The 25673-nt window shown below is 47.7% G+C and carries 26 protein-coding genes; 10 read left to right on the top strand and 16 right to left on the bottom strand.

Going from position 1 to position 25673, the window contains the following annotated elements:
* The 7 genes from QUE65_RS01210 to QUE65_RS01180 all read right to left on the bottom strand — a co-directional run bounded on the left by QUE65_RS01210 (position 1) and on the right by QUE65_RS01180 (position 7466).
* Positions 1–429, bottom strand: coding sequence for a CopD family protein (locus QUE65_RS01210; protein WP_286281316.1), 429 nt, complete (start codon positions 427–429; stop codon positions 1–3).
* Positions 430–447: 18 nt separating this feature from the next.
* Positions 448–1737 carry a glutamate-5-semialdehyde dehydrogenase gene (locus QUE65_RS01205; RefSeq protein ID WP_286281315.1) on the bottom strand — a complete coding sequence of 430 codons (1290 nt, stop codon included), beginning with the start codon at positions 1735–1737 and terminating at the stop codon, positions 448–450.
* Between the two features lie 10 nt (positions 1738–1747).
* Entirely contained in the window at positions 1748–2803 is a 1056-nt protein-coding gene (holA, locus tag QUE65_RS01200) for a DNA polymerase III subunit delta (protein ID WP_286281314.1), read from the bottom strand.
* Between the two features lie 22 nt (positions 2804–2825).
* Positions 2826–3353: an LPS-assembly lipoprotein LptE gene (locus QUE65_RS01195; RefSeq protein ID WP_286281313.1), complete on the bottom strand. Its 528-nt coding sequence runs from the start codon at positions 3351–3353 to the stop codon at positions 2826–2828.
* Between the two features lie 4 nt (positions 3354–3357).
* A complete protein-coding gene (gene leuS, locus QUE65_RS01190; protein WP_458574773.1) occupies positions 3358–5985 on the bottom strand; it encodes a leucine--tRNA ligase in 2628 nt (875 codons plus the stop codon).
* Between the two features lie 66 nt (positions 5986–6051).
* Positions 6052–6849 (bottom strand): 4-hydroxy-tetrahydrodipicolinate reductase, encoded by a 798-nt coding sequence (gene dapB / locus QUE65_RS01185; protein WP_286282373.1) that lies wholly within the window; start codon positions 6847–6849, stop codon positions 6052–6054.
* A gap of 20 nt (positions 6850–6869) precedes the next feature.
* Positions 6870–7466 (bottom strand): outer membrane protein assembly factor BamE, encoded by a 597-nt coding sequence (locus tag QUE65_RS01180; protein WP_286281309.1) that lies wholly within the window; start codon positions 7464–7466, stop codon positions 6870–6872.
* 70 nt (positions 7467–7536) lie between these two features.
* On the opposite strand from QUE65_RS01180, the gene fur reads away from it, so the two are divergent.
* On the top strand, positions 7537–7986 hold the full coding sequence (gene fur / locus QUE65_RS01175) for a ferric iron uptake transcriptional regulator (RefSeq protein ID WP_215371220.1): 450 nt from the start codon (positions 7537–7539) through the stop codon (positions 7984–7986).
* 26 nt (positions 7987–8012) lie between these two features.
* A complete protein-coding gene (locus QUE65_RS01170; RefSeq protein ID WP_286281306.1) occupies positions 8013–8765 on the top strand; it encodes a 16S rRNA (uracil(1498)-N(3))-methyltransferase in 753 nt (250 codons plus the stop codon).
* On the opposite strand, the gene QUE65_RS01165 is transcribed toward QUE65_RS01170, so the two are convergent.
* Positions 8762–9382, bottom strand: a complete 621-nt coding sequence (locus QUE65_RS01165; protein ID WP_286281304.1) for a barstar family protein — start codon at positions 9380–9382, stop codon at positions 8762–8764. The genes QUE65_RS01170 and QUE65_RS01165 overlap by 4 nt on opposite strands.
* 125 nt (positions 9383–9507) lie before the next feature.
* Positions 9508–11844 (bottom strand): NADP-dependent malic enzyme, encoded by a 2337-nt coding sequence (locus tag QUE65_RS01160; RefSeq protein WP_286281303.1) that lies wholly within the window; start codon positions 11842–11844, stop codon positions 9508–9510.
* A 151-nt stretch (positions 11845–11995) separates the two neighbouring features.
* Between QUE65_RS01160 and thiL the strand changes: the two genes are divergently transcribed.
* The 3 genes from thiL to QUE65_RS01145 are packed head-to-tail and all read left to right on the top strand — an operon-like array spanning position 11996 to position 14106.
* A complete protein-coding gene (gene thiL / locus QUE65_RS01155; protein WP_286281301.1) occupies positions 11996–13051 on the top strand; it encodes a thiamine-phosphate kinase in 1056 nt (351 codons plus the stop codon).
* Positions 13052–13057: 6 nt separating this feature from the next.
* Entirely contained in the window at positions 13058–13600 is a 543-nt protein-coding gene (locus tag QUE65_RS01150; protein ID WP_286281299.1) for a phosphatidylglycerophosphatase A family protein, read from the top strand.
* Positions 13597–14106 (top strand): CinA family protein, encoded by a 510-nt coding sequence (locus tag QUE65_RS01145; protein ID WP_286281297.1) that lies wholly within the window; start codon positions 13597–13599, stop codon positions 14104–14106. The genes QUE65_RS01150 and QUE65_RS01145 overlap by 4 nt, the downstream gene beginning before the upstream one ends.
* On the opposite strand, the gene corA is transcribed toward QUE65_RS01145, so the two are convergent.
* A complete protein-coding gene (gene corA / locus QUE65_RS01140; protein WP_108507748.1) occupies positions 14103–15074 on the bottom strand; it encodes a magnesium/cobalt transporter CorA in 972 nt (323 codons plus the stop codon). The two genes, QUE65_RS01145 and corA, sit on opposite strands and share 4 nt — an antisense overlap.
* A gap of 40 nt (positions 15075–15114) precedes the next feature.
* Here corA and pyrF point away from each other — a divergent pair, with 40 nt between their 5' ends.
* Positions 15115–15972, top strand: coding sequence for an orotidine-5'-phosphate decarboxylase (gene pyrF, locus QUE65_RS01135; RefSeq protein WP_286281295.1), 858 nt, complete (start codon positions 15115–15117; stop codon positions 15970–15972).
* A gap of 18 nt (positions 15973–15990) precedes the next feature.
* On the opposite strand, the gene mtgA is transcribed toward pyrF, so the two are convergent.
* The 6 genes from mtgA to mpl are packed head-to-tail and all read right to left on the bottom strand — an operon-like array spanning position 15991 to position 22603.
* Positions 15991–16698, bottom strand: a complete 708-nt coding sequence (gene mtgA, locus QUE65_RS01130) for a monofunctional biosynthetic peptidoglycan transglycosylase (protein ID WP_286281294.1) — start codon at positions 16696–16698, stop codon at positions 15991–15993.
* A 5-nt stretch (positions 16699–16703) separates the two neighbouring features.
* Positions 16704–17597, bottom strand: coding sequence for a shikimate dehydrogenase (gene aroE, locus QUE65_RS01125; RefSeq protein ID WP_286281293.1), 894 nt, complete (start codon positions 17595–17597; stop codon positions 16704–16706).
* Positions 17594–18460, bottom strand: coding sequence for an energy transducer TonB family protein (locus tag QUE65_RS01120; protein WP_286281292.1), 867 nt, complete (start codon positions 18458–18460; stop codon positions 17594–17596). Before QUE65_RS01120 ends, aroE begins: the two co-directional genes overlap by 4 nt.
* Positions 18457–20451 carry a ribonuclease catalytic domain-containing protein gene (locus QUE65_RS01115; protein WP_286281291.1) on the bottom strand — a complete coding sequence of 665 codons (1995 nt, stop codon included), beginning with the start codon at positions 20449–20451 and terminating at the stop codon, positions 18457–18459. Before QUE65_RS01115 ends, QUE65_RS01120 begins: the two co-directional genes overlap by 4 nt.
* On the bottom strand, positions 20451–21179 hold the full coding sequence (locus tag QUE65_RS01110) for a beta-ketoacyl-ACP reductase (RefSeq protein WP_286281290.1): 729 nt from the start codon (positions 21177–21179) through the stop codon (positions 20451–20453). The genes QUE65_RS01115 and QUE65_RS01110 overlap by 1 nt, the downstream gene beginning before the upstream one ends.
* A 14-nt stretch (positions 21180–21193) precedes the next feature.
* Complete coding sequence (mpl, locus tag QUE65_RS01105) at positions 21194–22603, bottom strand: UDP-N-acetylmuramate:L-alanyl-gamma-D-glutamyl-meso-diaminopimelate ligase (RefSeq protein ID WP_286281289.1); 1410 nt, start codon at positions 22601–22603, stop codon at positions 21194–21196.
* Between the two features lie 25 nt (positions 22604–22628).
* On the opposite strand from mpl, the gene QUE65_RS01100 reads away from it, so the two are divergent.
* From QUE65_RS01100 to accC, 4 genes are all read left to right on the top strand, one after another.
* Positions 22629–23156: a TlpA family protein disulfide reductase gene (locus tag QUE65_RS01100; RefSeq protein ID WP_286281288.1), complete on the top strand. Its 528-nt coding sequence runs from the start codon at positions 22629–22631 to the stop codon at positions 23154–23156.
* Between the two features lie 181 nt (positions 23157–23337).
* The gene (gene aroQ / locus QUE65_RS01095) at positions 23338–23799 is read left to right on the top strand and encodes a type II 3-dehydroquinate dehydratase (protein WP_286281285.1); all 462 of its coding nucleotides are present in this window, start codon (positions 23338–23340) and stop codon (positions 23797–23799) included.
* Between the two features lie 22 nt (positions 23800–23821).
* Positions 23822–24295 (top strand): acetyl-CoA carboxylase biotin carboxyl carrier protein, encoded by a 474-nt coding sequence (accB, locus tag QUE65_RS01090; protein ID WP_286281284.1) that lies wholly within the window; start codon positions 23822–23824, stop codon positions 24293–24295.
* 5 nt (positions 24296–24300) lie between these two features.
* The gene (gene accC / locus QUE65_RS01085; protein WP_286281282.1) at positions 24301–25668 is read left to right on the top strand and encodes an acetyl-CoA carboxylase biotin carboxylase subunit; all 1368 of its coding nucleotides are present in this window, start codon (positions 24301–24303) and stop codon (positions 25666–25668) included.
* The last annotated feature ends 5 nt before the right edge of the window (positions 25669–25673 follow it).

Raw genomic sequence — 25673 nt, 5'->3', positions numbered from 1 at the left:
TCAGTTGGGCTTGATTACCACAAGGGCAGTGACCACTAGCATGAGTAAAACTGGAGCCTCATTAAACCAGCGGTACCACACATGGCTTTTTGTATTTTGCTTTTGAACAAATTGCTTGAGGAGCCGTTTACATTGCAAATGGTAGCCAATCACAATTAGCACTAATAATACCTTCACATGCATCCAGATCGAGCCGTGCCCTACGCCGTAATACAGCCATAGAATGAGCCCCAAAGCGACTGCTGGCATCATCAGGATGGTCATAAAACGATAGAGTCGCTGCGCCATCCCAATTAAGCGCTCATAGGCCACATCATTGGTCTCTTGCGCCAGATTAACAAAGATACGGGGTAAATAAAAAAGTCCTGCAAACCAAGAAGCAATTAAGACAATATGAAGGGTTTTGGCCCAAAGGTAACCATCAAACATAAAATCTCTTTATCAACATTACTGACGAACTTCACCGTGGCCCATAACCACGTACTTCAGCGAAGTGAGCCCCTCAAGGCCAACGGGACCACGCGCATGTAACTTATCGTTGGAGATCCCAATCTCGGCACCTAAGCCATACTCAAAGCCATCCGCAAACCGCGTGCTGGTATTGACCATCACACTCGCACTATCGACTTCTCGCAAGAAGCGATTGGCATGTTCTTGATTTTGAGTAATGATGGCGTCCGTGTGTTTACTTCCATAAAGCTCAATGTGATCGATGGCTTCATCAAGGTTTTCAACAATCTTGATCGACAAAATTGGAGCTAGGTACTCGGTACGCCAATCCTCTTCGGTTGCATCCACGAGATTCGAAAACTGCTTCGATTCCAGGAGTGAACGGGTCTTGGGGTCAACACGCAGTTCCACGCCCTTGTCTTGATAAATTCGGCAAAGCTTAGGCAAAACCTGAGGTGCGATCTTGGCATGAACAAGCAGCGTCTCCATCGTATTGCAAGGGGCATAGCGCTGAGTCTTGGCGTTATCACACACCTTGATCGCTAACTCAATATCTGCGGCATCATCAACAAAAGTATGGCAAATTCCATCCAGGTGTTTGATCATGGGTACCCGGCCATCTTGTATCAGCCGCGCGATCAAACTCTTGCCACCGCGTGGCACGATCACATCAATGTATTCGGTCATGGTGATCATCATTCCAACGGCAGCCCGATCAGTTGTTTGTACAACCTGCACAGCATTGGCTGGTAGTTGAGCGGAGGCCAAACCTTCCTGAATTAATCCAGCTAAGAATGTATTAGAGTCAATCGCCTCGGAGCCGCCTCGCAAAATTACGGCATTTCCTGACTTAAGGCAAAGCGCTGCTGCATCAATCGTCACATTCGGACGTGACTCATAAATGATGCCGATCACACCAAGTGGCACGCGCATCTGTCCGATCAAAATACCGGAGGGTTGCTGTTTAAACGGAGTGATTTGACCAATTGGATCGACCAAACCAACAATTTGCTCGAGTCCCAAGGCCATGGTCTCAATCGATTTCTCGGTCATGGTTAAGCGATCCACAAAGGCGGCATCATGACCACTGGCCTTAGCGCGCTCCACATCGCGCATATTGGCAGTCAAAATCTTTGCCACATCTTTACGGATCGCCTTCGCAATATTGCTTAGTGCCTGGTTCTTTTGTTGAGAAGTAGCCCTAGCCATCGCTCTTGAGGCGAGACGCGCTTGCTGACCAATGGTCAACATCATTTGCTCAATCGTTGGGTTCATCTCGTTTGCCATAGTTGATACTCTAACGCAATAAACTCCCAACAAGTCGCAGGCCATCCCAAGGGTTGGCTGGAAGATCCCGAACCCAGAGACCCTTGGCTTGTTTATCTAAATTAGCTGCAAGCAATAACGCTTGCTTTAGTTTCTTGGGTTGAATGCGCTTAAGAGCCGTGGGATAGAGCTTCTCGCGCTTTCCCCAAATTCGATAATTACGCATGATGGTTGGCAAACTCTCTCCAGCCGCAAGCGCAGCCTGGGCCCGATTAAGCGTTCTTAGCTCATCGCTAATACCCCACAGAATCAGTGGTAAAGGCTCACCCTCGCCCTGCAAGCCATCCACCATTCGATTCAAACGTGCCGCATCGCCAGAAAGCAGTGCTTCAATTAGCTCAAATAGATCATAGCGAGCAACCTTGAGAACCGCGGCACGGATTTGCTCATCCGTAATGACCCCGTTGGGATATAAAAGCGCCAGTTTCTGGATCTCTTGATGCGCGGCAATCAAATTACCCTCGACTTGATCAGCCATCCACTGCAAACTACGTTGCCCCGCTTCCCCAGGCTCAACCGATTGGGACTGCAGTGACATTCGCTTAGCAATCCATTGGGGCAATTGACTTCGCTCGATCGAATCAATTTGCACCGCCATCCCAGCCTCATCAAGGGCCATAAACCAAGCCGAACTTTTTGTTTTCAGATCAAGGCGCGGGAGCTGTATACATACAATCACATCAAGACCTGAACTGGCTGATCCCAATCCATTTGCAAACTGCTTTAATACCTCTGCTCCTTCACGGCCGGGCTTACCAGTTGGCATGCGCAGTTCAACAAAGCGCTTATCGCCAAATAACGACATCGTTTGCCCAACACTCAACAAAGCTGGCCAGTCAAAGTAGCGGTCTTGAACCATCACATCGCGCTCAGTAAATCCCTGAGTTTTGGCAAATGCCCGCAGGCTGTCCACGGCCTCCATCATCAGTAGTGGCTCATCCCCGGAAAAAACATACAAGGAATTTAAGCTTTGTGAGCCTTTAGCTAGACCAGCCACATGAATCTGAAAGGCATCACTTTTGATCATCGAGGTCGATCAAGTCAGCAATTTATTTGCTCACCCGTCCCAGGGTAGCAATGCGACGCAAAATTTGCAGCGCCAAATCAGAGCGCATACTCTCTAAAAATTGCTGTTGCTGAATATCGGATGCCAATACTGTAGCTGTTGTGAAATCCAGATCCCGAATCACATAAATATCGGATTCAGCAATCACTTCGGCGCCCGTATTATCAAAGGCACGGAATACCACCCGATTATTGAGTCGATACGCTGAAATCTGACCTGTAGCGGTGTAGGTCAAAATCTGCCGGGTACTGTCTTCGCTCACAATATCCAGAATTAAATCGGCATCCTTACCCGAGGCAACCACTTTTGCATTCGTTCCAGTCGCAATAATGCGCTCAAGGTCATAGCGGAGTTGGGGTGATGGCCGCCCTGAAATCAAAATGGATTTATAAGGAATAGTGACCGAACCGCGCAAACGAAAACCGCAAGCTGAAATTCCAGAAACCGAAAAGAGTCCAAGAAGAGCGCCCTGTAATAGTGAGCGCCGATTGAGGTTACACGGTGTACTCATCTGCTTATGCAACCACATTAACTAGGCGACCCGGAACCACAATGATCTTTTTGGGGGGCACGCCGTTTAGTAAACGTAAGACGGGCTCAGCTTGCAAGCTCATCGCCTCAATTGCATCTTTTGAGGCATCGGCAGGCACCTTAATTTGACCACGGTGTTTGCCATTAATTTGCAATACCAACTCAATCTCAGACTGAACTAAAGCGAACTCATCGATTTGTGGCCAGGGTGCATCCAGTAAGGAGCCAAAGTGTTTCGTAAATCCAAGATCGCCCCACAGCGCATAAGTGCAGTGCGGCACCACGGGGTACAAAATTCGCAACAAAATGCCGAGGGACTCAAAAAGGATTTCGGGACGAATCGAATTCGCATCCCGATCTAACTTAATCGGCTCCAAGACATTGAGCATCTTCATTGCAGCTGAAACCACGGTGTTGTACTGACGACGCTGATAGTCAAAGTTTGCCTGCTTCAAAATCGTATGCACTTCAAAGCGCAGTTCTTTTTCAGCAGCACTTAAATCATCAGGGATCGAAGCTTTTGCCGATTGCAAATGATCGGCTTGCGAGCTTGCATACATCCACAGACGTCGCAGGAATCGAGCGGCACCCTCCACTCCAGCGCTTGACCACTCGAGTTGCTGCTCAGGAGGTGCGGCAAACATCGTAAAGAGGCGTGCTGTATCCGCACCATACTGATCGATTAAAGCTTGTGGATCAACTCCATTATTTTTACTCTTGGCCATCTTCTCCACGCCACCAATATGGACTGCTGAGCCATCCTTGATGAGCTTGGCTGCAATAGGTCGCCCCTTCTCATCGAGATTTAACTCCACATCGGCAGGGTTGATCCACTGCTTTTTACCGCTTTGATCTTCTTTATAAAAGGTTTCGTTGAGAACCATTCCTTGAGTCAAGAGATTTTGGAAGGGCTCATCAAATCGCACTAGGCCTAAATCGCGCATCACCTTGGTCCAAAAACGCGCATATAGCAAATGCAAGATTGCATGTTCAATTCCGCCAATGTATTGATCCATTGGCATCCAGTAATCATTGCGCGAATCCACCATGGTCTTCGCATCGGGACCGGTGTAGCGCATGAAATACCATGAGGAATCCACAAAGGTATCCATGGTGTCGGTCTCACGCCGCGCAGGCTTACCGCACTTTGGGCAATTGACCTTTAAAAAATCCTCACGTTTGTTCAAGGGATTACCAGAACCATCGGGTACGCAATCTTCGGGCAACACTACGGGTAAATCCGATTCAGGGACTGGTACTTCATCGCAATCGACGCAATGGATCATTGGGATTGGAGTTCCCCAATAGCGCTGACGAGAGATTCCCCAATCGCGCAAACGGTAGGTAGTTTTTAACTCACCAAGACCTCGATCTTTTAGATCCTTCGCAACCGCCTGGACTGCGTCTGGATGCGATAAGCCATCATAGGGGCCGCTGTAAATGCACTCGGTGTTCTCTTTTTGTGCGTACCACTCATGCCAGCGTGAGGGATTAAAAATATCGGTTACGCCTTTTACAGCAATCACTTGCTTAATGGGCAAATGGTATTTGTTGGCAAAGGCAAAGTCACGCTCATCGTGAGCAGGAACCCCCATCACCGCGCCATCGCCATACGACATGAGTACGTAGTTACCAACCCAGAGTGGAATTGGCTCGTTGGTTAAAGGGTGAGTCACATATAAACCCGTTGGCATGCCCTCTTTTTCTTGGGTTGCTAGATCGGCCTCAATCACGCTACCGGTTTTGCAGCGCTCAATAAATTGCGCTAACTCTGGATTGGATCGTGCAGCCTTTGACGCTAGTGGATGCTCAGCAGCAACTGCACAAAATGTAACGCCCATGATGGTATCGGCACGCGTCGTAAACACATACATCTTGCCATCATTAATTAAACGACCAGCGTCATCCTGAATTTCATGGGTAAATGCAAAACGTACCCCATGACTTTTACCAATCCAGTTTTGTTGCATGATCTTGACACGCTCAGGCCAGGCTAGATCATCAAGCCCGGTCAATAACTCCTCAGCATACGCAGTGATATTGAGGTAATAGCCAGGGATCTCACGTTTTTCAACCAAGGCGCCCGAGCGCCAACCACGCCCATCGATCACTTGCTCATTCGCTAAAACCGTTTGATCTACCGGATCCCAGTTAACCGTTTGGGTTTTACGGTAAGCGATGCCTTTCTCAAGCATCTTTAAAAATAACCATTGATTCCAACGGTAGTAATCCGGCTTGCAGGTTGCAATCTCTCGCGACCAATCAATCGCAAGACCCATTGCTGCCATCTGACCCCGCATGTAATCAATGTTTTGATAGGTCCATTGTGCGGGCGGCACATTGTTTTGAAGTGCAGCGTTTTCGGCTGGCATACCAAATGCATCCCATCCCATCGGCATTAAAACGTTGTAGCCTTGCATGCGGAGTTGACGTGCCATCACATCATTGATGGTGTAGTTGCGCACATGACCCATGTGTAACTTACCTGAGGGGTAAGGCAGCATCGAGCAGGCATAAAACTTGGGCTTTAATTGACCAGTCCTTGTCCTTGCATTTTCTGTGACGCGATAGACATCCTGAGTGCGCCATTGCTCGTGCGCATGCGCTTCAATGCTGCGAAAATCGTAATCCTTAGCCTGATGTTTATCCATTAATTATTCTTGTTGTTAGGGATTAAATTATTTGAGGCCCAAGACGTCTTGCATATCAAACCAGCCTTTGGACTGAGTTTGTAAAAAAGTGGCTGCGCGTAAAGCACCTTCGGCGTAGGATTGACGGCTCGTTGAGCGATGGCTAATTTCGATCCGCTCACCCTCGCCAGCAAAGATTACAGTGTGATCGCCCACGATATCACCGCCCCGTATCGTTGCAAAACCAATGCTACCTGGCTTACGCTCACCAGTGTGACCTTCACGAGCATACACCGCCAAATCAGCTAGGGAATGGCCTTGCGCCTTAGCAATCACCTCACCCATTTTGATGGCAGTTCCTGAAGGTGCATCCACTTTGTGACGATGGTGCGCTTCCACAATCTCAATGTCATACCCCTGCTTGAGTAATTGTGCAGCCACTTGCAAAATTTTGAGAGTGGCATTCACTCCTACACTCATATTGGGAGCAAACACCATGGCAATGGTGTCAGCAGCACTTCGAAGTTGTTGTAACTGCTCAGGGGTAAAGCCGGTAGTACCAACAATCATTTTGACACCCGCCCGCTTTGCGGCCTCAAGGTGCAGCAAGGTTCCCTCAGGGCGGGTGAAATCAATTAAATACTCTGCACCCGCCAAACCCTTCGCTAAATCACCCGTAATTAGGACATTGGTTTGTTGACCTAAAAAAGTACCCGCATCCGTTCCTAATAGGGGGGATGCAGGATGCTCAAGGGCGCCCGTTAATTGAGCATTAGGCGATCTCAGAATCGTCTCGATGAGCATTTTGCCCATTTTTCCGGTCGCTCCCGCAACTGCAAATTTCATTGGCATCGCTAGTTCTCTGATTAATTTTTAACAGGGGTAACCACCACATCGGGTTGTGGTGTTGGGTTAGGTAAGTTATTGGGCTGGCTAATCACCATCACTTCAGGGGGTGCCCTCTTCACAGGCTTCGGTGGCTTATTTTTTCCGGTTACAACATCCCAAAAGCTACGTCTCTCCCGCGCATAATTATCAATCTCCGCCACAAGCTCTACTTCAGTAGGCAGAGCATCGCCATCAAATTTAATGAGTTTGTCACCTTCAAAAAATAAAGTTACGCGACGCTCTTTACCAATCGTCTGACCCTCACGCTTAAACTCAAACACATAATCCCAGCGATTTGCGTGAAAATAACTAGCGAGTAATGGTGTACCCATAATTTGACGTACCTGCTCACGACTCATTCCAACTTTTAGCTGAGCGTATTGCTCGCTGGAAATAAAGTTACCTTGAACCACATCCGGAACATATGGCTGAAAAATACTGTTCATCCAAGCTCGCTGGGTATTATCAACGGCTGAAGTGCACGCTCCTAAACCAAAACAAACGCACAGCACGATCAACATCCGTGATGCAAAAGCTCGATTTGGCTTGCGGCAAGTAAAAATGCTAATCTGCATGGGTCAACAGTTCAACGTATCATTAAGTATCTGATTTTAGCGCCCAAACCTGCCGATCGAGCCAAACCGTATGAGCCAGAACGCTTCCCCCACCGACCTCCGTGAAATCGGCTTAAAAGTCACGGCGCCTCGCATGAAAGTCCTTGAGTTTTTTCAGGAAAACGCAAATTCGCACTTTAGTGCTGAGGAAGTCTATATGGCCCTGGTCAAGGACAACTCGGATATCGGTCTTGCCACGGTTTATCGTGTTTTGACCCAGTTCGAGCAAGCTGGAATCTTACTTCGTAGCCATTTTGAGTCAAGCAAAGGTGATAGCCGAGCCATTTATGAGCTTAATGAGGGCAATCATCACGATCATCTTGTGTGCCTTGATTGCGGTCATGTTGAAGAATTTGTTGATTCAGCGATTGAAAAACGCCAAAACGAAATTGCCAAATCCCTTGGATTTAAGTTACAAGAGCATTCGCTGGCAATGTATGGTCATTGCCAAAAAAAGAACTGCCGCAATAAGAAAAAGTGATTGATTCAATTACTCACTGAGCTTGTATGCCACAGTTCTACCTAGCAGGTGATTGGGCCCAATCCAAACTACCTAAACTTCAAGTTCCAATTGACGGGGATCTAGCCCATCATTTACGCGTTCGTCGTATTGGACCAGATGATGTGTTCACCGTCTTTGATGGCCAAGGCTACACCGCTATAGGAAGACTTTCCAAAATCAATGATATCCATCCGCAGATCGAAATCGAGCAAATCCAAGAAGATCGGCACCGCGAACTACCCTATTACCTAGAGCTTGTTCAGGGGCTTGCCGGTGGTGACAAAATGGATTGGATCATTGAGAAGGCTGTAGAAACGGGGGCATCAATCATTACCCCTATTGAGTGTGATCGCTCCGTGGTGAAACTTAAAAGCGAACCCAAGCGACTAGAAAAACGCATGTTACATTGGCAGGCAATTGCCCAAGCGGCTTGTGAGCAATGCGATCGCAGCGTCATTCCAAAAGTTACTCCGACTCAATATCCTCGAGATGCATTTAAACAAAGTAAAGCTGGCTTAAAAATACTTCTGAGCCCAACTGGTACCGATTCGCTGCACCAATTTCTAAACCGACACTCGCCCCAAAGTATTGCCATCGCGATTGGTCCGGAAGGTGGTTTTAGTAGAGAGGAAGAGGCAAGTGCTAAAGAGGCTGGTTTTATAACCTTGTCACTTGGTCCACGCATAATACGAACAGAAACGGCTGGGATCGTTGCGATCTCAGCCGTTGAAAGTATTTGGAATTTAAAAGCGAATTAAGCGAACGAGTAAAAGACCCGATAAGGAACCCGGCGCTCGGACCAAAACTCAACCGCGTCGCGGAATACATCCAATAGGGTCTCTCTTGCTTCCTTGTCAAACTTTTGGGTGCAAGGCAAGCCCTCAAGTACGACTACAAAGCCTGGCTGCGGACCTGCTTTGTCAACTAAAGTTGTCAGCGCATCCAACAGTGGATCAAAGTTTTTAGCCTGCTGTTTGGTAAACATATAGGCGTTCGCGATTGCTTCGAGTACCTCGCCCTTGGTATTGGCATTGGTGCAACTTGCATAAACAAAGTGTTGGCCTAACTCCGTTGCGGCCTCCGCTAAATCACTGGTTCTAAATGCACGAATTGATTGCACGATATTGGGACGAACACTGCGCAACATTGCTGGGGGGCCAGCATCCCTCATAGCCAAAGCGGCACGCCAAGAAGCTGTCACTTTTTTTCCTAGGTCTTGATTGGCAGCATAGGTCTGAAGACGCGATAGCCCGCCCTGCGCATAAACGCTCGCCGCCGAGATCTCGCGATCGGCTTGATCATTTCTGTCCCAATTTTCTGCGCGGCTGTGATCTTCGACGCTTGCTAAAGTAATGTTTTCAGGAAGAATATTCATGATGGGTAATAGGTTACCCTTATCCCGCCTCCAAATCAAGCCCAATCCATGAACTAATTTTATAAGTGATTGATTTTTATCAATAATTTAAAAGTGAGCGACTACTTACTAAGTATATTTCCGCTCTAAAATAAGCCCTTGGATTGGCTTGCAGCCTCCACCACTGCTAGCGTACTCACGTTAATAATACGGCGAACGGTCGCTGCTGGAGTCAAAATATGAATGGGCTTTGCCACCCCCAATAAAAGCGGTCCGATGGCTACGCCATTACCAGCAGCCGTTTTCAATAAGTTATAGGAGATATTGGCAGCATCAATATTGGGCAAGACCAATAAATTGGCCTCCCCACGTAAAGTTGAATTTGTAATGGCACCAGCGCGAGTCTCCGGATCCAGAGCACAATCGCCGTGCATTTCACCATCAACCTCAAGTTCGGGGGCGGCTTTTTGCAAGATGGCTAATACTTCACGCATTTTTACAGCCGATGGGGCATCGCTAGAGCCAAAGTTTGAGTGGGAGAGCAACGCGACCTTCGGGGTCATTCCCAACTTACGCATCTCGCTAGCAGCTAAAAGTGTGATCTCAGCCAACTCAGCAGCGCTTGGATCAATATTGACGTGGGTGTCGACCAAAAAGACTTGGCGATTAGGCAATATCAGTCCAGACATTCCTCCATAAACGGTTGCACCGGGCTCGTGACCAATGACCTCATCAATGTATTTCAAATGAGTGGCGGTGTTGCTGATGGTGCCGCAAATCATGCCATCTGCCTGACCTTTTTTGAGAAGGATAGAACCAATCAAGGTATTACGACGGCGCATCTCAAGCTTCGCAAACGACTCTGTTACTCCCTTGCGCTCAGTGAGCTGTAAATAGGTTTGCCAAAAATCCCGATAGCGCGCATCGCTTTCTGGATTAACAATCTCAATATCCACACCAGATTTCATGCGCAGGCCAAACTTCTCAATGCGATGCTCAATGACCGATGGACGCCCAATCAGAATGGGATTGACCAAACTTTCATCGAGCATGACTTGAACCGCACGCATTACTCGCTCATCTTCGCCCTCACAAAAGACGATGCGCTTTTGTTCCATTGGGATCTTCTTAGCGATCCCAAATAAGGGCTTCATAACCGTACCCGAGTGATACACAAATTGCTGCAATTGATCCTTGTAAAGCGCAAAATCCTTAATCGGGCGACTTGCGACACCACCGTCCATGGCAGCTTTCGCAACGGCCGGCGCAATCGCTGTAATTAAGCGTGGATCAAATGGTTTTGGAATTAAATAATCTGGGCCAAAAGCCAGGTTTTCAGAACTGTAAACAGCTGCCACCACATCGCTTTGCTCGGCTTGGGCTAACTCGGCAATTGCCTTCACTGCAGCGATTTCCATCTCCGTAGTGATCGTGGTTGCCCCTACGTCCAAAGCACCACGGAAGATGAAGGGAAAGCATAGGACATTGTTGACTTGATTCGGGTAATCAGTGCGCCCGGTCGCCATCACTGCGTCAGGCCTAACGACTTTTACCTCTTCAGGCAAGATCTCAGGTGTAGGGTTTGCAAGGGCAAATACCAAAGGCTTCTGCGCCATTTTGGCAACCATCTCTGGCTTCAAGACTCCACCAGCGGATAAGCCCAAAAATACATCCGCTCCCTCAATCACATCGCCTAGGGTACGTTTGTCAGTCTTTTGCGCAAAAGGTGATTTTTGCGGATCCATGAGTTCAATGCGGCCTTCATAGACCACGCCAACAATATCGGTTACCCAGATGTTGCTCTTTGGTAAGCCGAGATGAACCAATAACTCTAAGCATGCAAGCGCTGCCGCACCGGCACCGGATGTGACCAACTTTACTTTTGTAATATCTTTTCCAACGACTTTCAGGCCGTTGAGAATCGCTGCAGCGACCACAATCGCTGTGCCATGTTGATCATCATGAAAGACCGGAATCTTCATACGCTCACGCAATTTACGCTCGACCAAGAAGCAATCGGGGGCCTTGATGTCTTCGAGGTTGATTCCGCCAAAAGTTGGCTCCAAAGCGGCAATAACCTCCACTAATTTCTCGGGATTACTCTCATTAACTTCGATATCAAACACATCAATCCCAGCGAACTTTTTAAAGAGTACCGCCTTACCTTCCATGACGGGCTTACTTGCCAGTGCGCCAATATCACCCAAACCTAAAACCGCCGTGCCGTTGGTGACCACGCCAACTAAATTACCGCGAGCGGTATAGCGAAATGCAGTAGCGGGGTCTCGATTGATTTCCTCACAAGCTGCTGCCACCCCCGGTGTATAAGCCAAGGACAGATCCCGTTGATTAGTCAATTGCTTGGTAGGAGCAATGGATATTTTGCCGGGCACCGGAAACTCATGGTACTTCAGAGCAGCTTCACGTAAAGCTTTAATTTGCTCTTCTTTGTTTTGATTGGGTTTATTGCCTGATTGACTCATAGGGTTTCACGGTAATGGGATGAAGAGGCTTGAAGCCTAAAACAAAATTGCTAAAAGCTCTATTCTATTCCTCTAAAGACTGCCCTTTGAATGCCCTCTGAAACGGCAGGTCTCGCATGAATGGGCCTTAAAGCCCGCCTACAATACAAAGATGACAAAGCAATTCCTTCAGAGCCCGCCATCAAATACCCACAAACTCGGGGAATTTGAGTTAATTCGCGATATTTTCAAGACGCGCGCTGAGCAAATGATGAAGGCTAAACCTCAACACGCACCGCTTCTAGGTATTGGTGATGACGGAGCGGTGATCGCATCTCGCCCAAACGAAGAGCTGGTAATCACAACCGATATGTTGGTAGCTGATCGGCACTTTTTTGCGGACGCCGACCCTTACCTTGTCGGAAAAAAATCCCTGGCGGTGAATTTATCGGATCTCGCTGCAATGGGTGCTAAGCCTACGGGATTTACTTTGGCGCTCGCCTTACCAAAACAAAGGCAAGCATGGCTACATGGATTTGCAAATGGTCTCTTTGATTTAGCCGAACTCTTCGATTGCCACCTAATTGGCGGTGATACGTGTCAAGGGCCATTGACGATCAGCATCACGGCTTTTGGTGTGATTCCAAGCGGACAAGCAATTAATCGATCGGGCGCTCAGGTTGGCGACTCCATTTGGGTCTCAGGTGAGCTTGGTGATGCGCGCCTAGCACTTGCTCATCACCGCAATGAATGGTCGCTCGACCTCGAGTCTAAAGATCTGGATCAAGTCAATCAGCGACTTCATTCGCCTTTACCACGAGTCGCACTTGGAATCGCCCTACGCGGAATTGCAACATCAGCCTTGGATATATCGGATGGATTATTGGGCGATTTACGACACATTTTGGAGGCCTCCCATGTGGGCGCCCAGATTAATATCGATGCCCTGCCTCGCTCACAAGTACTGCGTCGACAAGCGCAAGCAATTCAGTATCAATGTGCAGCATCCGGTGGGGATGACTATGAGCTCTGTTTCACAACAAATCCAAATCAGCACGACAAAATTACAAAGCTTTCAGCAGAGCTAGGACTTCCTCTCACCTGCATCGGGCAAATCATCAAATCTCAGAATAAAAACTCACTGATACTCGAAAATAGTGATGGCGTGCCATTAAGCCCTGAACAAACTAAGGAACTTCAACGTTCCTTTGATCACTTTCGAGATTAGATGCTCATGAATTCAGCTCACCCCCCATCATTTGCTTGGATGCTGGGATCTGTGCATCGGGTGTTTGGTATCGGCTTTGGTAGCGGGCTCTCTCCACTTGCCCCAGGCACGGCTGGCACGCTGCTTGCCTGGGGATTGTTTTTGATCCTCAACGCAATTCTTCCAACGACCGCATTATGTCTTCTACTTTGCATTGGATCGCTCTATGGTCTATGGGCTTGCGGTCAATGCAGCCACGATCTTGGTCGCCCCGATGACGGCTCAATTGTTTGGGATGAGGTGATTGCATTTGGTTGGATCCTATTTTTTATTGGATCGACAAATTTTTTAGTGCAAGCGATTGCATTTTTAATCTTTCGGTTTTTCGATGCTGCTAAACCATGGCCCATTAGCTGTGTGGACCAATACTTTAAGAAAATCTGGATCCATCAAGAACATGTCAACCCGTCGCATCTCATCAAATACGGTTTTGGCATCATGATTGATGATCTCATCGCTGCTCTTTTCACAATTTTGATTGTGATTCTTGGAATACACTGGCTCACATGAATTCATCAATGATCTCTTTAGTTCAACAATTGGCACAAACACTGCTAGCCAATAAGCTCAGTATTGCTCTCGCTGAGTCGTGCACTGGAGGCTTATTGGCTGCACACCTCACCGATCTCAGTGGATCAAGTCAATGGTTTGAGCGGGGCTTTGTCACCTATAGCAATGAAGCCAAGGAAGAGAGTATTGGCGTAGCGCATTCGCTCATTGAGCGCTACGGGGCCGTCAGCGAAGAAGTTGCAAAAGCCATGGCTGAGGGCGTCCTCAAAAATAGTCGCGCCCAAGTGAGCATTGCCATAACTGGGATCGCGGGACCTGGTGGTGGAACCATTGATAAGCCAGTAGGGATGGTTTGCTTTGCCTGGGGAAGGCGGGAGAACAACTTAATTCAAACTCGCTCGCAAACAAAACAGTTAAGCGGTGACCGTCAGAGCATACGGGAGCAAGCCTGCATTTACGCCATTCAGTCACTGCTCGCGCAATTCACGCCAAGCGCCACCCGCTAATTTGACTTCAACCAGCCTTTGTGGCGGAAGTAGCCCAGGGGAATCATTGCAGAAATAATCATGCTGATGATTGCCAATGGGTAGCCCCAAGTTTCTTTAAGTTCTGGCATGTATTCAAAGTTCATACCCCAGACGCTGGCCAATAAGGTTGGGGGCATTAAGGCGACCGAGACCACGGAGAATATCTTAATAATTTTGCTTTGGTTCAGGCTAATAAAACCCACCGTGGCATCCATTAAGAAGTTAATCTTGTCAAATAAGAATGCCGTATGATTTTCTAGCGAATCAATATCTCGCAAAATCTGACGTGCTTCTTCTTGCTGCTCGTCGGACAATAACTTACTGCGCATCAAAAATGATAGTGCGCGCCGCGTATCCATCACATTACGACGAATTCGGCCATTGGTATCCTCTTCCGTAGCAATCGTCTCAAGGACCTCGGCAGCGTCGGCATCGGTAATGGTTTCCGATAAAACGCGCTTACCCGCGCGTTCGAGATTTTCATAAACCTCTTCAAGCGCATCGGCAGAGTACTCAGCATCGGTGGAATACAAATCAAGTAATACATCCTTAGCATTACTGACCGAGCCTGGACGTAAACGCGCCCGTAATCGTACGAGTCGGAATACTGGTAAATCTTCATCATGGATTGAGAACAAAACCTGATTGGTTAGAACGAATGCAACCCTCACGTTCCGTGATGTGTCTTCTTCGTCAAGCAAAAAATCGGTACGAATATGCAGATGCCCATCGTCTGCCTCAAAATAGCGTGCAGACGCCTCCAGGTCCCCAAGGTCATCCAACTCAGGGAGTTGGACTGCAAAAGCTTCTTTAATCCAAAGAAGCTCCTCCTCTTCAGGGTCAATCACATCAATCCAAATTGGATTGTGGTGTTGGAGCAGTTCATTGCGATCTTCGACTTGCTCTTGCGATAGACGACCGTTTTGTAGGACGAACAAGTTGATCATGGTGAACTCCCGACGAATGCCCTAGTTTATCCTATGCACTATGAATCGTTCATTACATTTGGCAAAAAATCCGGGATCCTTTCGGGATCAGATCGAGGCCGCTTGGGCGTCCCAGGGCAGCATGCTGTGCCTTGGGTTAGACCCCGACCCCGAGCGCTTTCCACCCAGTTTAGGCAAAAGTCCCAAAGCCATCCTCACCTTTTGTAAAGAAATTGCTGATTCCTGTGCCGACCTAGTGTGTGCTTTTAAACCACAGTTTGCGTACTTTGCCTCCCAACGGGCAGAGGGTCAATTGGAGGAGCTAATCGCCCACCTCAAAACAAACTACCCACAGATCCCGGTAGTTTTGGATGCGAAACGAGGGGATATTGGGAGTACCGCAGAGCATTACGCGTTGGAGGCCTTTGAGCGCTATGGAGCCGATGCCGTTACAGTCAACCCATATATGGGTAAAGACTCAATTGAACCCTACCTGCAACATCCTGGCAAAGGGGTCATTATTCTCTGCCGCACCTCTAATCCCGGTGGATCAGATATCCAAAACCTTCTGACCGATGGTCATCAGGCGATTTTTGAACGCGTTGCAATCCTTGCTAAAGAAATGGATCAAACCGGTCAAATTGCGCTTGTGGTGGGTGCCACTTTCCCCCAAGAAATCACTCGAGTTCGAACCATCGTCGGCGATATGCCCTTACTCATTCCTGGAATTGGGGCGCAAGGTGGAGATATAAAAGCGACGGTTGCTGCGGGCCAAGTGGCAAATCGACCCGGTACGGGAATGATGATTAATTCATCGCGCGCGATTTTGTATGCCAGTGCCAAAGACGATTTTGCGGATGCTGCCAGAAAAGTAGCGATGGCAACCCGCGATGCGATTCAGTCTGCGCAAGTCACATAAAGAAGATGCTTTGTATTGCTAACGGTTTTTAGGTAAAACCACGCGGTCCATATTCTCTAAGATAAATTGTTGTCGCACTTCAAAGTTAATACTACCGCGTTTGCAATATTTGCTTTTATCAAAACACTTCGGGGCTGGTAGAGCAGATGCCAAGTTAGCTGCTTGTTCACGACTGATATTTTTTGGATTAGCTACATAGTAATGAGAGCTTGCGGCACCGATTCCAAAAATTCCTTCGCCCCATTCAACGGAATTCATATAGATTTCAAGAATGCGTTCTTTGGAGAGCATCAACTCTAAAAGACCGGTAATAACAAGCTCTTGCGCTTTGCGTAGATAGTTTTTTTCTGAAGAAAGAAATAAATTCTTAGCCAATTGCTGTGTGATCGTGGAGCCTCCACGCACAACTCTACTGCCCCCTTTTTGATTGCGCTCCCACGCTTTTTGCATATCATCGATACGCACACCGTTGTGCTTAAAGAAGATGTCGTCTTCGCTCACTAGTATTGCTCGCTTTAAATCATTGCTAATCTGTGCATATGGAACCCAGCGATGCTGAATTGGGCAGGTCAAGCTCAAGTGACAGATACGCCAACGTTCAGCCCTCTGAAATGCGGTACTGCTTGGATTAATGAATGCCCATAGGCCAATCTGAATCACAAAGTAAAGTTGCAAACCGACCACTCCCCATGCCATGCATTTGAGGAAATACATCGCCCATGACATGATGATTACATGTGGCGCAACTGCGCGATAACGGCTCGGGTATCTAAGCGCTCGATACCCACCCGGTGCCATTGACAAAATGCAATAGCAGCTTGCTCAACTAACATTCCCAAACCATCACTGATTCGACAGCCACGCTGCAAGGCCTGTTCCATAAATACTGTGGTCTTGCCATACACCAAATCATAAGCAAAACCACCGGTACAAAAAACATGATCCGCAGCCAATTTGCTTAAAGGACTTTGATCATCAAGACCAGCCGCACTGGCATTAATCACAAGCGAAAATGAAGGTGCATTTTCTTCGAACTGAGCATTGCTGCTGGCAATCAATTCAACGCCATGCTCGCTTGCCAGAGACTGAAATAACAAAACGAGCTCATCGGCTTTTTGAGAAGTCCGATTGGCAATCCAAAGCCGTTTTGGCCTTTGGGTAAGCAGGGGTTCAACGATGCCACGGCTTGCGCCACCAGCCCCCAGAATGAGAACATCCGCTTTGTTGATGGCCACGCCTTGAGAAAGAAGATCGGCCACCAATCCAGCCCCATCGGTGTTATCACCGCAGAGCACCCCTTCATCTTGCCAGACCGTATTGACAGCACCCGCTAACCGAGCACGCGAACTCAATTGCTGACATAGCTGATATGCATCAAGCTTAAATGGGATCGTAATATTTGCCCCTTGACCACCCAGAGCAAAAAATTGGGTAAGCATTGCTGCAAAACCATCAAGCGACGGTTGAATTCGTAAATACTTAATATCACGCTGAATTTGCATAGCAAACTGCTCATGAATTAGGGGTGACTTACTATGCCCAATTGGATGACCAAATACAGCATATGTTTGTTTCCCAGCAAAGAGACTTGGCTCAAGCGTCGTCAAAAATGGATAGTGGTTCATGGTTTGGAGCCGTTTCTTAATTCAAGACGGTTACCTGATTGCTCATTCAAATCGCGCGCGAATTCAAAGGTTGAAACCCAATCCAAAATATCAATTTTCTGACGCATTTCACTCGGAAAAGGCCCAAACGGAGCAGCAGCACGCACAATCGCGACCGCTTGACGATCAAGCTCGGGGATACCTGAAGAGCGACTCACCTCAATTCCTTCGCGGCCTTTAACATTATTGGTAATCCGACCCTCGGCATCAACGCTCACCGTAAGCACTAAGCTACCGTACAACGGCCGTCCTTGAACACGAGGAAAAAAAGTGTTGCCATAGGCTTCAATCTTTTGACGCATGCCGTCATAGTAATAGGCAAATACAACCGTTTTCGTACTACTCGCGCTCAGCGCAACTCGACGCGGAAGGCGTCCCTCGGGACTGAGTCGTCTAGCGAGCTCGGCCTCTAATGCATTGGTCTGGGAGAGCGGTTTTGACTCATCGCCCGATCGCGATCCAGTTGCCTGCTTTTTCTCGGCATCCAACTTCGATAACAATTGTTTTTGGCGCTTCTCGAGTGCCTCTAACTTAGCATCGGCCCCTAAGTGAGCGCGATGCATCGCACTCGCATCTTCCCGGATGGTTAAGCCACCACCATCCAAATTGGCTTGTGCCAGTTTCTGCGCATTTTGAGGCGGAGTGGGTCTAGACGCATTTACTAATACAACGCTAAGTGGAGTATTTAAGCGACGATCTACTTCAGGCGCATCGAACCAACGTTGACTCATTAGAACGAGATGAATCAATAATGAAATAGCCAATGCAATCCATAGCGGCTTAATTGACCGACTCACCACAAACGGGTGAAGCGCTAATCTCATTCTGGCAAATCTCCCTCTGCCCCAGTACTCATATCGCTGGAATTGGCCTCAAGCTCGAGCACACGTGCCTTGGCGGTTAGATCCAACAGATCAATTTCCATGATCTCGATCTTAGCGCGGGTAAGACGGGGATGACCAGCTAATTCAGGAATAGGCAAATGAAGGGGAATGGGCTCAATTCGCGCCATGCCCTCTTTCAAATGGCGTGCATAAATTGAATGGGGTAAGCCAGCCTGCGCCAACCAGCGCAGGCACCAATAACGTTCCATACGAGACTGGTACTCGCCATACTGCAAATACACTGCGTCAAAATCGGCAGCAATCCCCATAATCTCAGAATCTTTGGGAGGAAATGGGGCTGTCATCTTGGCAGTAACCCCATTTCGAATCATGGCAATCAATTGCCATTGATTCACAAGATCCGCGTAACGACGCAGAGGCGACGTACACCAAGCGTAGAACTCAACACCTAAACCCTCATGAGGACTGGGCGTAGTCTGCATACGCGTACGCATTACTCCCCAGCCTTTTTGGGTCCGAAATAAAGCTGGTAAGCCATGCTCAGCCAGCGCCTGCCCCCAAATTCGATTACATAAGATCATGCACTCGGCCACGATGGTATCTAAAATCGAACCTCGAATACGAGGCTCGATCACAATCTCATTCGTTGGTGATGTGATCTTGAAATTGAAATCACGGATCAAGGCATTTGGATCGGCTTGACCCAAAACTTCAGCCCGCAAGCCATCTTTAACCCGCTGCTCTTGGCGTTTCTGATATTCATTCTGAGCCAAAACCCACAATCGATTAAGTGTTTCGTGATACGGTAATGATGAGTTTTCTTGGGCCAAGAAGGCTTCGTCAACTAAAGGCTCCCAATCATCTAACCGAAGATTAGTTTCAATGGGCACCAACTCCAGTGCGCTTTGCGGGGGGGTCTGGGTTCGATGCCCTAGAGCATCGATCTCAACATACAAGGAGACAGCCGGACGTGCCGAACCAGCATCGAGCGAAAAGTACTCAACAAATTGCTCTGGCAACATCGTAATTTTGTCACCTGGGAAATAAGCCGTTGACATCCGCTCGCGCGCGACCTGATCAAAACGATCTCCCTTTTGAATCAATAAACCGGGTGCGGCAATATGTATGCCCAATCGATACAAGCCATTACCGATTGGCGATAATGACAAGGCGTCATCAATTTCAGTGGTGCCGGCGTCATCAATTGAAAACGCCTTAACTTGCGCAGTTGGCAAACCAGCAATGGCCTTTTCATACTCTGCGTTAGTAAACCGAAAATCACTTGCAAAGCCCTCTCCTTTTGGAAAATGCGCTTGTATAAATTGGCCATGATGGTAAGACAGCGGGGAATCCAAAGCACCGCAGCGCATTAGTAAACGCGCTGGGTGTTCTCCAGTTTGCTCACACGCCCCATGAAAGGCTTTGTATGCCAAGCTATTTTTATCAGGATGAAACAGCAAACTGTTCACCTGCGTGGATAAGGCATCTGGCAGCTTTCCTTCGATAAGCTCCAACTGCCATGCCTCTTGTTGCAAAAGATCTCTTTGCTTGCGTTCGATTGCCGCTAGTCCCGCTTGCAGCTGATCAAATGGCGCCCGCATAAAGGCACCGCGCCCTTTACGTCGAAAGTAAACAGGGGCTCCTTGCAATGCAATCGCTAAGCCGATCAATTGAGGCGTGCTAACGGTATCTCCAAAATACTCTTTAGCAATCACCTGAAATGCAAATTCGTGATCAGACGCGCAATCCCATAACAACTGCAAATCAATTGTTGCAGCAATACCATGAGCCTCCTCAAGAACTGCTTGGGGATTAGTCGCTTCAAATTGAAGCCAAACTTCTTTTGATTTTAGCTTGAGATGCTTACCCGATAAAGCGCTTGCTTGCCATGACTGCGTATCTCCAGCACCTGAAGACGATAAGGCTGTGGCAATACGTAGCTCACCACCCTCCTCATGCAGTAATTGCATTAAAGCGAAATCCCGCCACTTGCTTCAATGGTAACGCCATTGACATAACTGGCTTCGTCGCTTGCTAGAAACAGGTATACGTTCGCCATTTCTTCTGGTGTACCCAAGCGAGCCATCCACGAGCGCTGCTCAATGCTTTGCAATATGTTTTCAGGCATCGCCTTAACCATCTCAGTCGCAATGAATCCAGGACACACCGCATTCACCCGAATGCCTTTTTGACCGAACTCACGGGCCCAGGTTTTAGTAAATCCAATTACGCCAAATTTAGTCGCAGAGTAATTGGTTTGCCCAAAATTACCATAGATACCAACCACACTCGAAGCATTGACGATAGCCCCCTTTTTTGCCTCTAGCATATGAGGAATAACTAATTGGGTGCAATTAAAGACGCCCTTAAGATTGACATCAATCACCGCATCAAATTGCTCCTCGGTCATTTTCACTAAACGCGCATCTTGAGTAATGCCAGCATTATTAATCAATATGTCAATGCGTTGATGTTTAGCGATGATGTCGTCCACTGCACGCTGAATACTGGCTCGATCGGTAACATTCAATACATAGGGTTCAGCATGCTTAAGTTGGCCGACGGCCTCCATTACCGCAGCTTCATTTAGATCGGCCAACATGACCTTGGCACCCTCCTCGGAAAACCGTTTGGCAGTTGCAAAACCAATTCCTTTAGCTGCTCCAGTAATAAGTGCCACTTTATTTCGTAAACGCATACCAATTCCTCTAATTAAGGATGAAGGTGCTCTAAGCGAGCCAAAATTTTTTGATGAACGCCGCCAAAACCGCCATTACTCATCACTAAAACATGATCGTGGGGTTTGGCTTCGTTACATACGGCCTCGACTAAACGCCCAAGATCATGAAAACTTTTCGCTTTCGAACCCAATGGCGCGATCGCCTCTTGCAAGTCCCAACCTAAAGCATCTTTGCCGCTGACCGCTCCGTAGGCAAACACCAAATCAGCTTGATTTAAGCTATCTGGAAGCTGCGACTTCATAACACCAAGCTTCATGGTGTTTGATCGTGGCTCAAGCACCACCAGAATTCGCGCCCGACCAATTTGTTTACGCAATCCATCAATGGTGGTAGCGATTGCCGTAGGATGATGGGCAAAATCATCGTAAACAGAAATCCGATTCTTTTCGCCAATAAGTTCCAAACGTCGCTTGACGTTTTTAAATTCCGCCAAAGCAAGAGCGGATTCTTCTGGGGTAATTCCGATATGGTGAGCAGCTGCAATCGCCGCCAATGCATTAAGTTGATTATGAACACCCATCACACCCGAATGCCTTGCCCAATGAACTTCCGCACATTTCTTACCCTGATAAAGAACTGAAAAATCAGCTCCGCCTTTGCCATCTGCATTTTCTAAATCCTCAAATGACCAATCGCAGTCACCAAAACCAAAACGCTCCAACGGAGACCACAAGCCGCGCTCAATCACACGATCCAATGACTCCTGTGAGCCGTTAGCAAGTACCAGGCCTGTTTGCGGAATGGTTCGAACTAAATGATGAAATTGGGTTTCGATCGCCGCTAAATCAGTAAAAATATCGGCATGATCAAATTCGAGGTTATTCAAAATCGCGGTTCGTGGCCGATAGTGCACGAACTTACTGCGCTTATCAAAAAAGGCGGTGTCGTACTCATCGGCCTCAATCACAAAATAGCGCCCCTCGCCCAAGCGAGCCGAAACTGAAAAATTCAACGGCACACCACCAATTAAATATCCAGGTTTACGTTGATTTCGCTCTAAGATCCAGGTCAACATAGCTGTCGTTGTGGTCTTGCCATGCGTTCCGGCGACCGCAAGCACATGTCTGCCCGATAACACCTGCTCTCCCAACCATTGGGGTCCTGAGGTATAGGGCAAGCCTTGATTCAGAATTTCCTCAAGAAGAGGATTTCCCCTTGAAATTACATTACCAATTAGAAATAAATCCGGTTTCAATTTAAATTCACGGAGTTGATCAGGAGAGTATCCTTCGATTAATTGAATACCTTGTGCTTCAAGTTGCGTGCTCATTGGTGGGTACACATTCGCGTCGCAACCGGTTACCTCATGACCGGCCTGTCTGGCAATTGCCGCGATTCCACCCATGAAGGTGCCACAAATGCCCAAGATATGAATATGCATGCGAGGATTTTAGCCAAGGAGAGCCATGAACCGTCGTCATTTTCTAATTGCAAGCGGAGTAGCGATTGTTGCTGCCGTAACTGGTGCTTTTTTTGCTAATCGCAGAACTGCCTTGCAATCCGCTTCGCAAGATGCTGTGAAAGCCCTTTTTGACCGGGAGTGGTTTTCTCCTGACCAAAAGCCAATATCGACCCAAGATTGGAAGAATAAGGTTTTAGTCGTCAATTTTTGGGCATCTTGGTGTCCACCCTGCGTTGAAGAAATGCCCGCTTTGGACAAAATTCAAGGGGAATATGACCCTAAAAAGATGCTAATTGTCGGCATCGGTATTGATTCACCATCTAATATTCGTCAATTTATTGAAACTACGATTATTTCTTACCCAATCGTTTTGGGCGGTCTCGGCGGTAATGACATCAATAAAATGCTGGGGAATCCATCAGGTGCTCTACCATTTACTGTGGTTATTAATGCTAAAGGAAATATCGCTGGTACAAAATTAGGCAAGATCAGCGAAGATGAGCTCAGAAAGTTAATTAAAGAGGCAATTTAGGTAAATTTAACTCATTTTAAATCTAAATTCTTCGCATGCTTACCTGCTATTTTTAATCAAATTCTTAAAAAAATAGCTAATTTCTAGGAATTCAGGGTATCAGGGGGTATACTGCTTCTTACGTTAATTTTCCTGATTTATCGCCAAATTAATCGATATTTTTCAATAACTGTAGCGATCTATGCCTACTAACCATTCAAATTCCTCTGTTTTACTTCTCAATGGGCCTAATTTAAACCTTTTAGGAACCAGAGAGCCCGAAGTTTACGGGAAAACAACCCTTGAGGACATCACTCGTCGTATGGGCATGCTCGCTAAAGATGCTGGGATTTTGCTTGAGACCTTTCAGAGCAATCACGAGGGTGAGCTGATTGACCGTGTTCAGAAAGCCAAAAAGGACGGCATTGGTTTCATCATTATTAACCCAGGCGGATTTACTCACACGAGCGTTGCTCTACGGGACGCCTTAGCTGGTGTAGCAATCCCATTCATTGAAGTGCACCTCTCCAATATTCACCAACGTGAAGAGTTTCGCAAACATTCCTATTTTTCAGATCTAGCCATGGGCGTTATTTGTGGCCTAGGTGCCCAAGGTTATGAATTGGCGTTAGCAGCCATTCAGAACAAACTGGCTTCTCATTAAAAACATTACAACGAGGTTTGGCATGGACTTACGTAAACTAAAAACCCTCATCGACTTGGTCTCCGAATCCGGAATCTCCGAACTCGAAGTGAGCGAAGGAGAAGATAAAGTCAAGATTGTGAATGCGCGACATTCTGGCTCCGTTACAAACGCTCCAGCAGCATTGCCCATGAATACCATGGTCATACCGGCGCCGATCCAACAGGAAATTCCAATAGCTTCTGCTTCCGCTGCTGCCCCAGAAGTCAGTTCAGCGCCTGAGGGTTTTGTGCAAAAGTCTCCAATGGTTGGAACTTTTTATCGCTCTCCCAATCCAGAGGCGCCTGCTTTCGTGAATGTAGGCGATACCGTAACAGTAGGCCAAACCCTCTGCATCATCGAAGCGATGAAGCTTCTCAATGAGATTGAGTCCGAAAAAGCCGGGGTAATTAAACAAATCTTGTGTGAGAACGGTCAAGGCGTTGAGTTTGATCAACCGCTGTTCATCATCGCCTAATCGCCATGTTTGACAAAATACTAATCGCCAATCGTGGCGAAATTGCCCTGCGAATTCAACGAGCCTGCCGCGAGCTTGGAATTAAAACCGTGGTGGTGTATTCCACTGCGGATAAAGACGCCAAATACGTAAAACTTGCTGATGAAGCGGTATGTATCGGGCCAGCACCTTCGACACAAAGTTACCTCAATATGCCGGCGATTATTTCAGCGGCTGAAGTGACCGATGCTGAGGCGATTCATCCTGGCTATGGATTTCTCTCAGAAAATGCTGATTTTGCTGAGCGTGTTGAAAAATCAGGATTTGCTTTTATTGGCCCAAGACCGGAATCCATCCGCTTAATGGGCGATAAGGTTTCTGCAAAAAATGCCATGATCAAAGCGGGTGTTCCCTGCGTACCCGGCTCTGCCGGAGCTTTACCCACTGATAATCCAAAAGAAATTTTGGCGACCGCCAAGCGTGTAGGCTACCCGGTGATCATCAAAGCAGCAGGTGGTGGTGGTGGGCGCGGTATGCGTGTTGTTCATACGGAAGCAGCCCTCATCAGTGCCGTGAATATGACCCGTGAGGAAGCGGGTCGTGCCTTTGGTAACCCCGAAGTCTACATGGAGAAATTCCTTGAACGCCCCAGGCACGTAGAGATCCAAGTCTTAGCGGATACCCATGGCAACGCAGTTTGGTTGGGTGAGCGTGATTGCTCCATGCAGCGTCGCCACCAGAAAGTGATTGAAGAAGCACCGGCCCCAGGCATTGATCGTAAATTGATTGCCAAAATTGGAGAGCGTTGTGCCGATGCATGCAAAAAAATTGCTTACCGTGGCGCTGGTACCTTTGAATTTCTCTACGAAAAGGGTGAGTTCTTCTTTATTGAAATGAACACCCGCGTGCAAGTCGAGCACCCAGTAACGGAGATGATTACTGGCATTGATATTGTTCAAGAACAAATCAAAATTGCGGCCGGTCAAAAGTTGGGCTTTCGGCAACGCGATATCGTCTTTAAAGGCCATGCAATTGAATGCCGCTTAAATGCTGAGGACCCCTTTAAGTTCACGCCAAGCCCCGGTCGAATTCAGTCATGGCATATGCCTGGAGGCCCGGGCATCCGCGTCGATTCCCATGCCTACAGCGGATATTTAGTGCCCCCGAACTACGACTCCATGATTGGTAAATTAATTGCTTATGGAGCAACTCGTGAACAGGCGATTCGTCGAATGCGTATTGCCCTCTCCGAAATGGTGATTGATGGCATTTTGACCAATGTACCCCTACATCGTGAGCTAATGCTCGACGCAAAATTTATTGAGGGGGGTACTAGCATTCATTACCTTGAACAGCGCCTTGAGGAGCAATCCGCAACTCGTGGCGAGAAGTAGGCTTT

Origin of the sequence: Polynucleobacter sp. HIN8 (genome assembly GCF_030297615.1) — a bacterium.
GTDB lineage: Bacteria > Pseudomonadota > Gammaproteobacteria > Burkholderiales > Burkholderiaceae > Polynucleobacter.
Note: the sequence above shows the minus strand (reverse complement) of the source record. Positions and strands in the feature narration are given on the sequence as shown.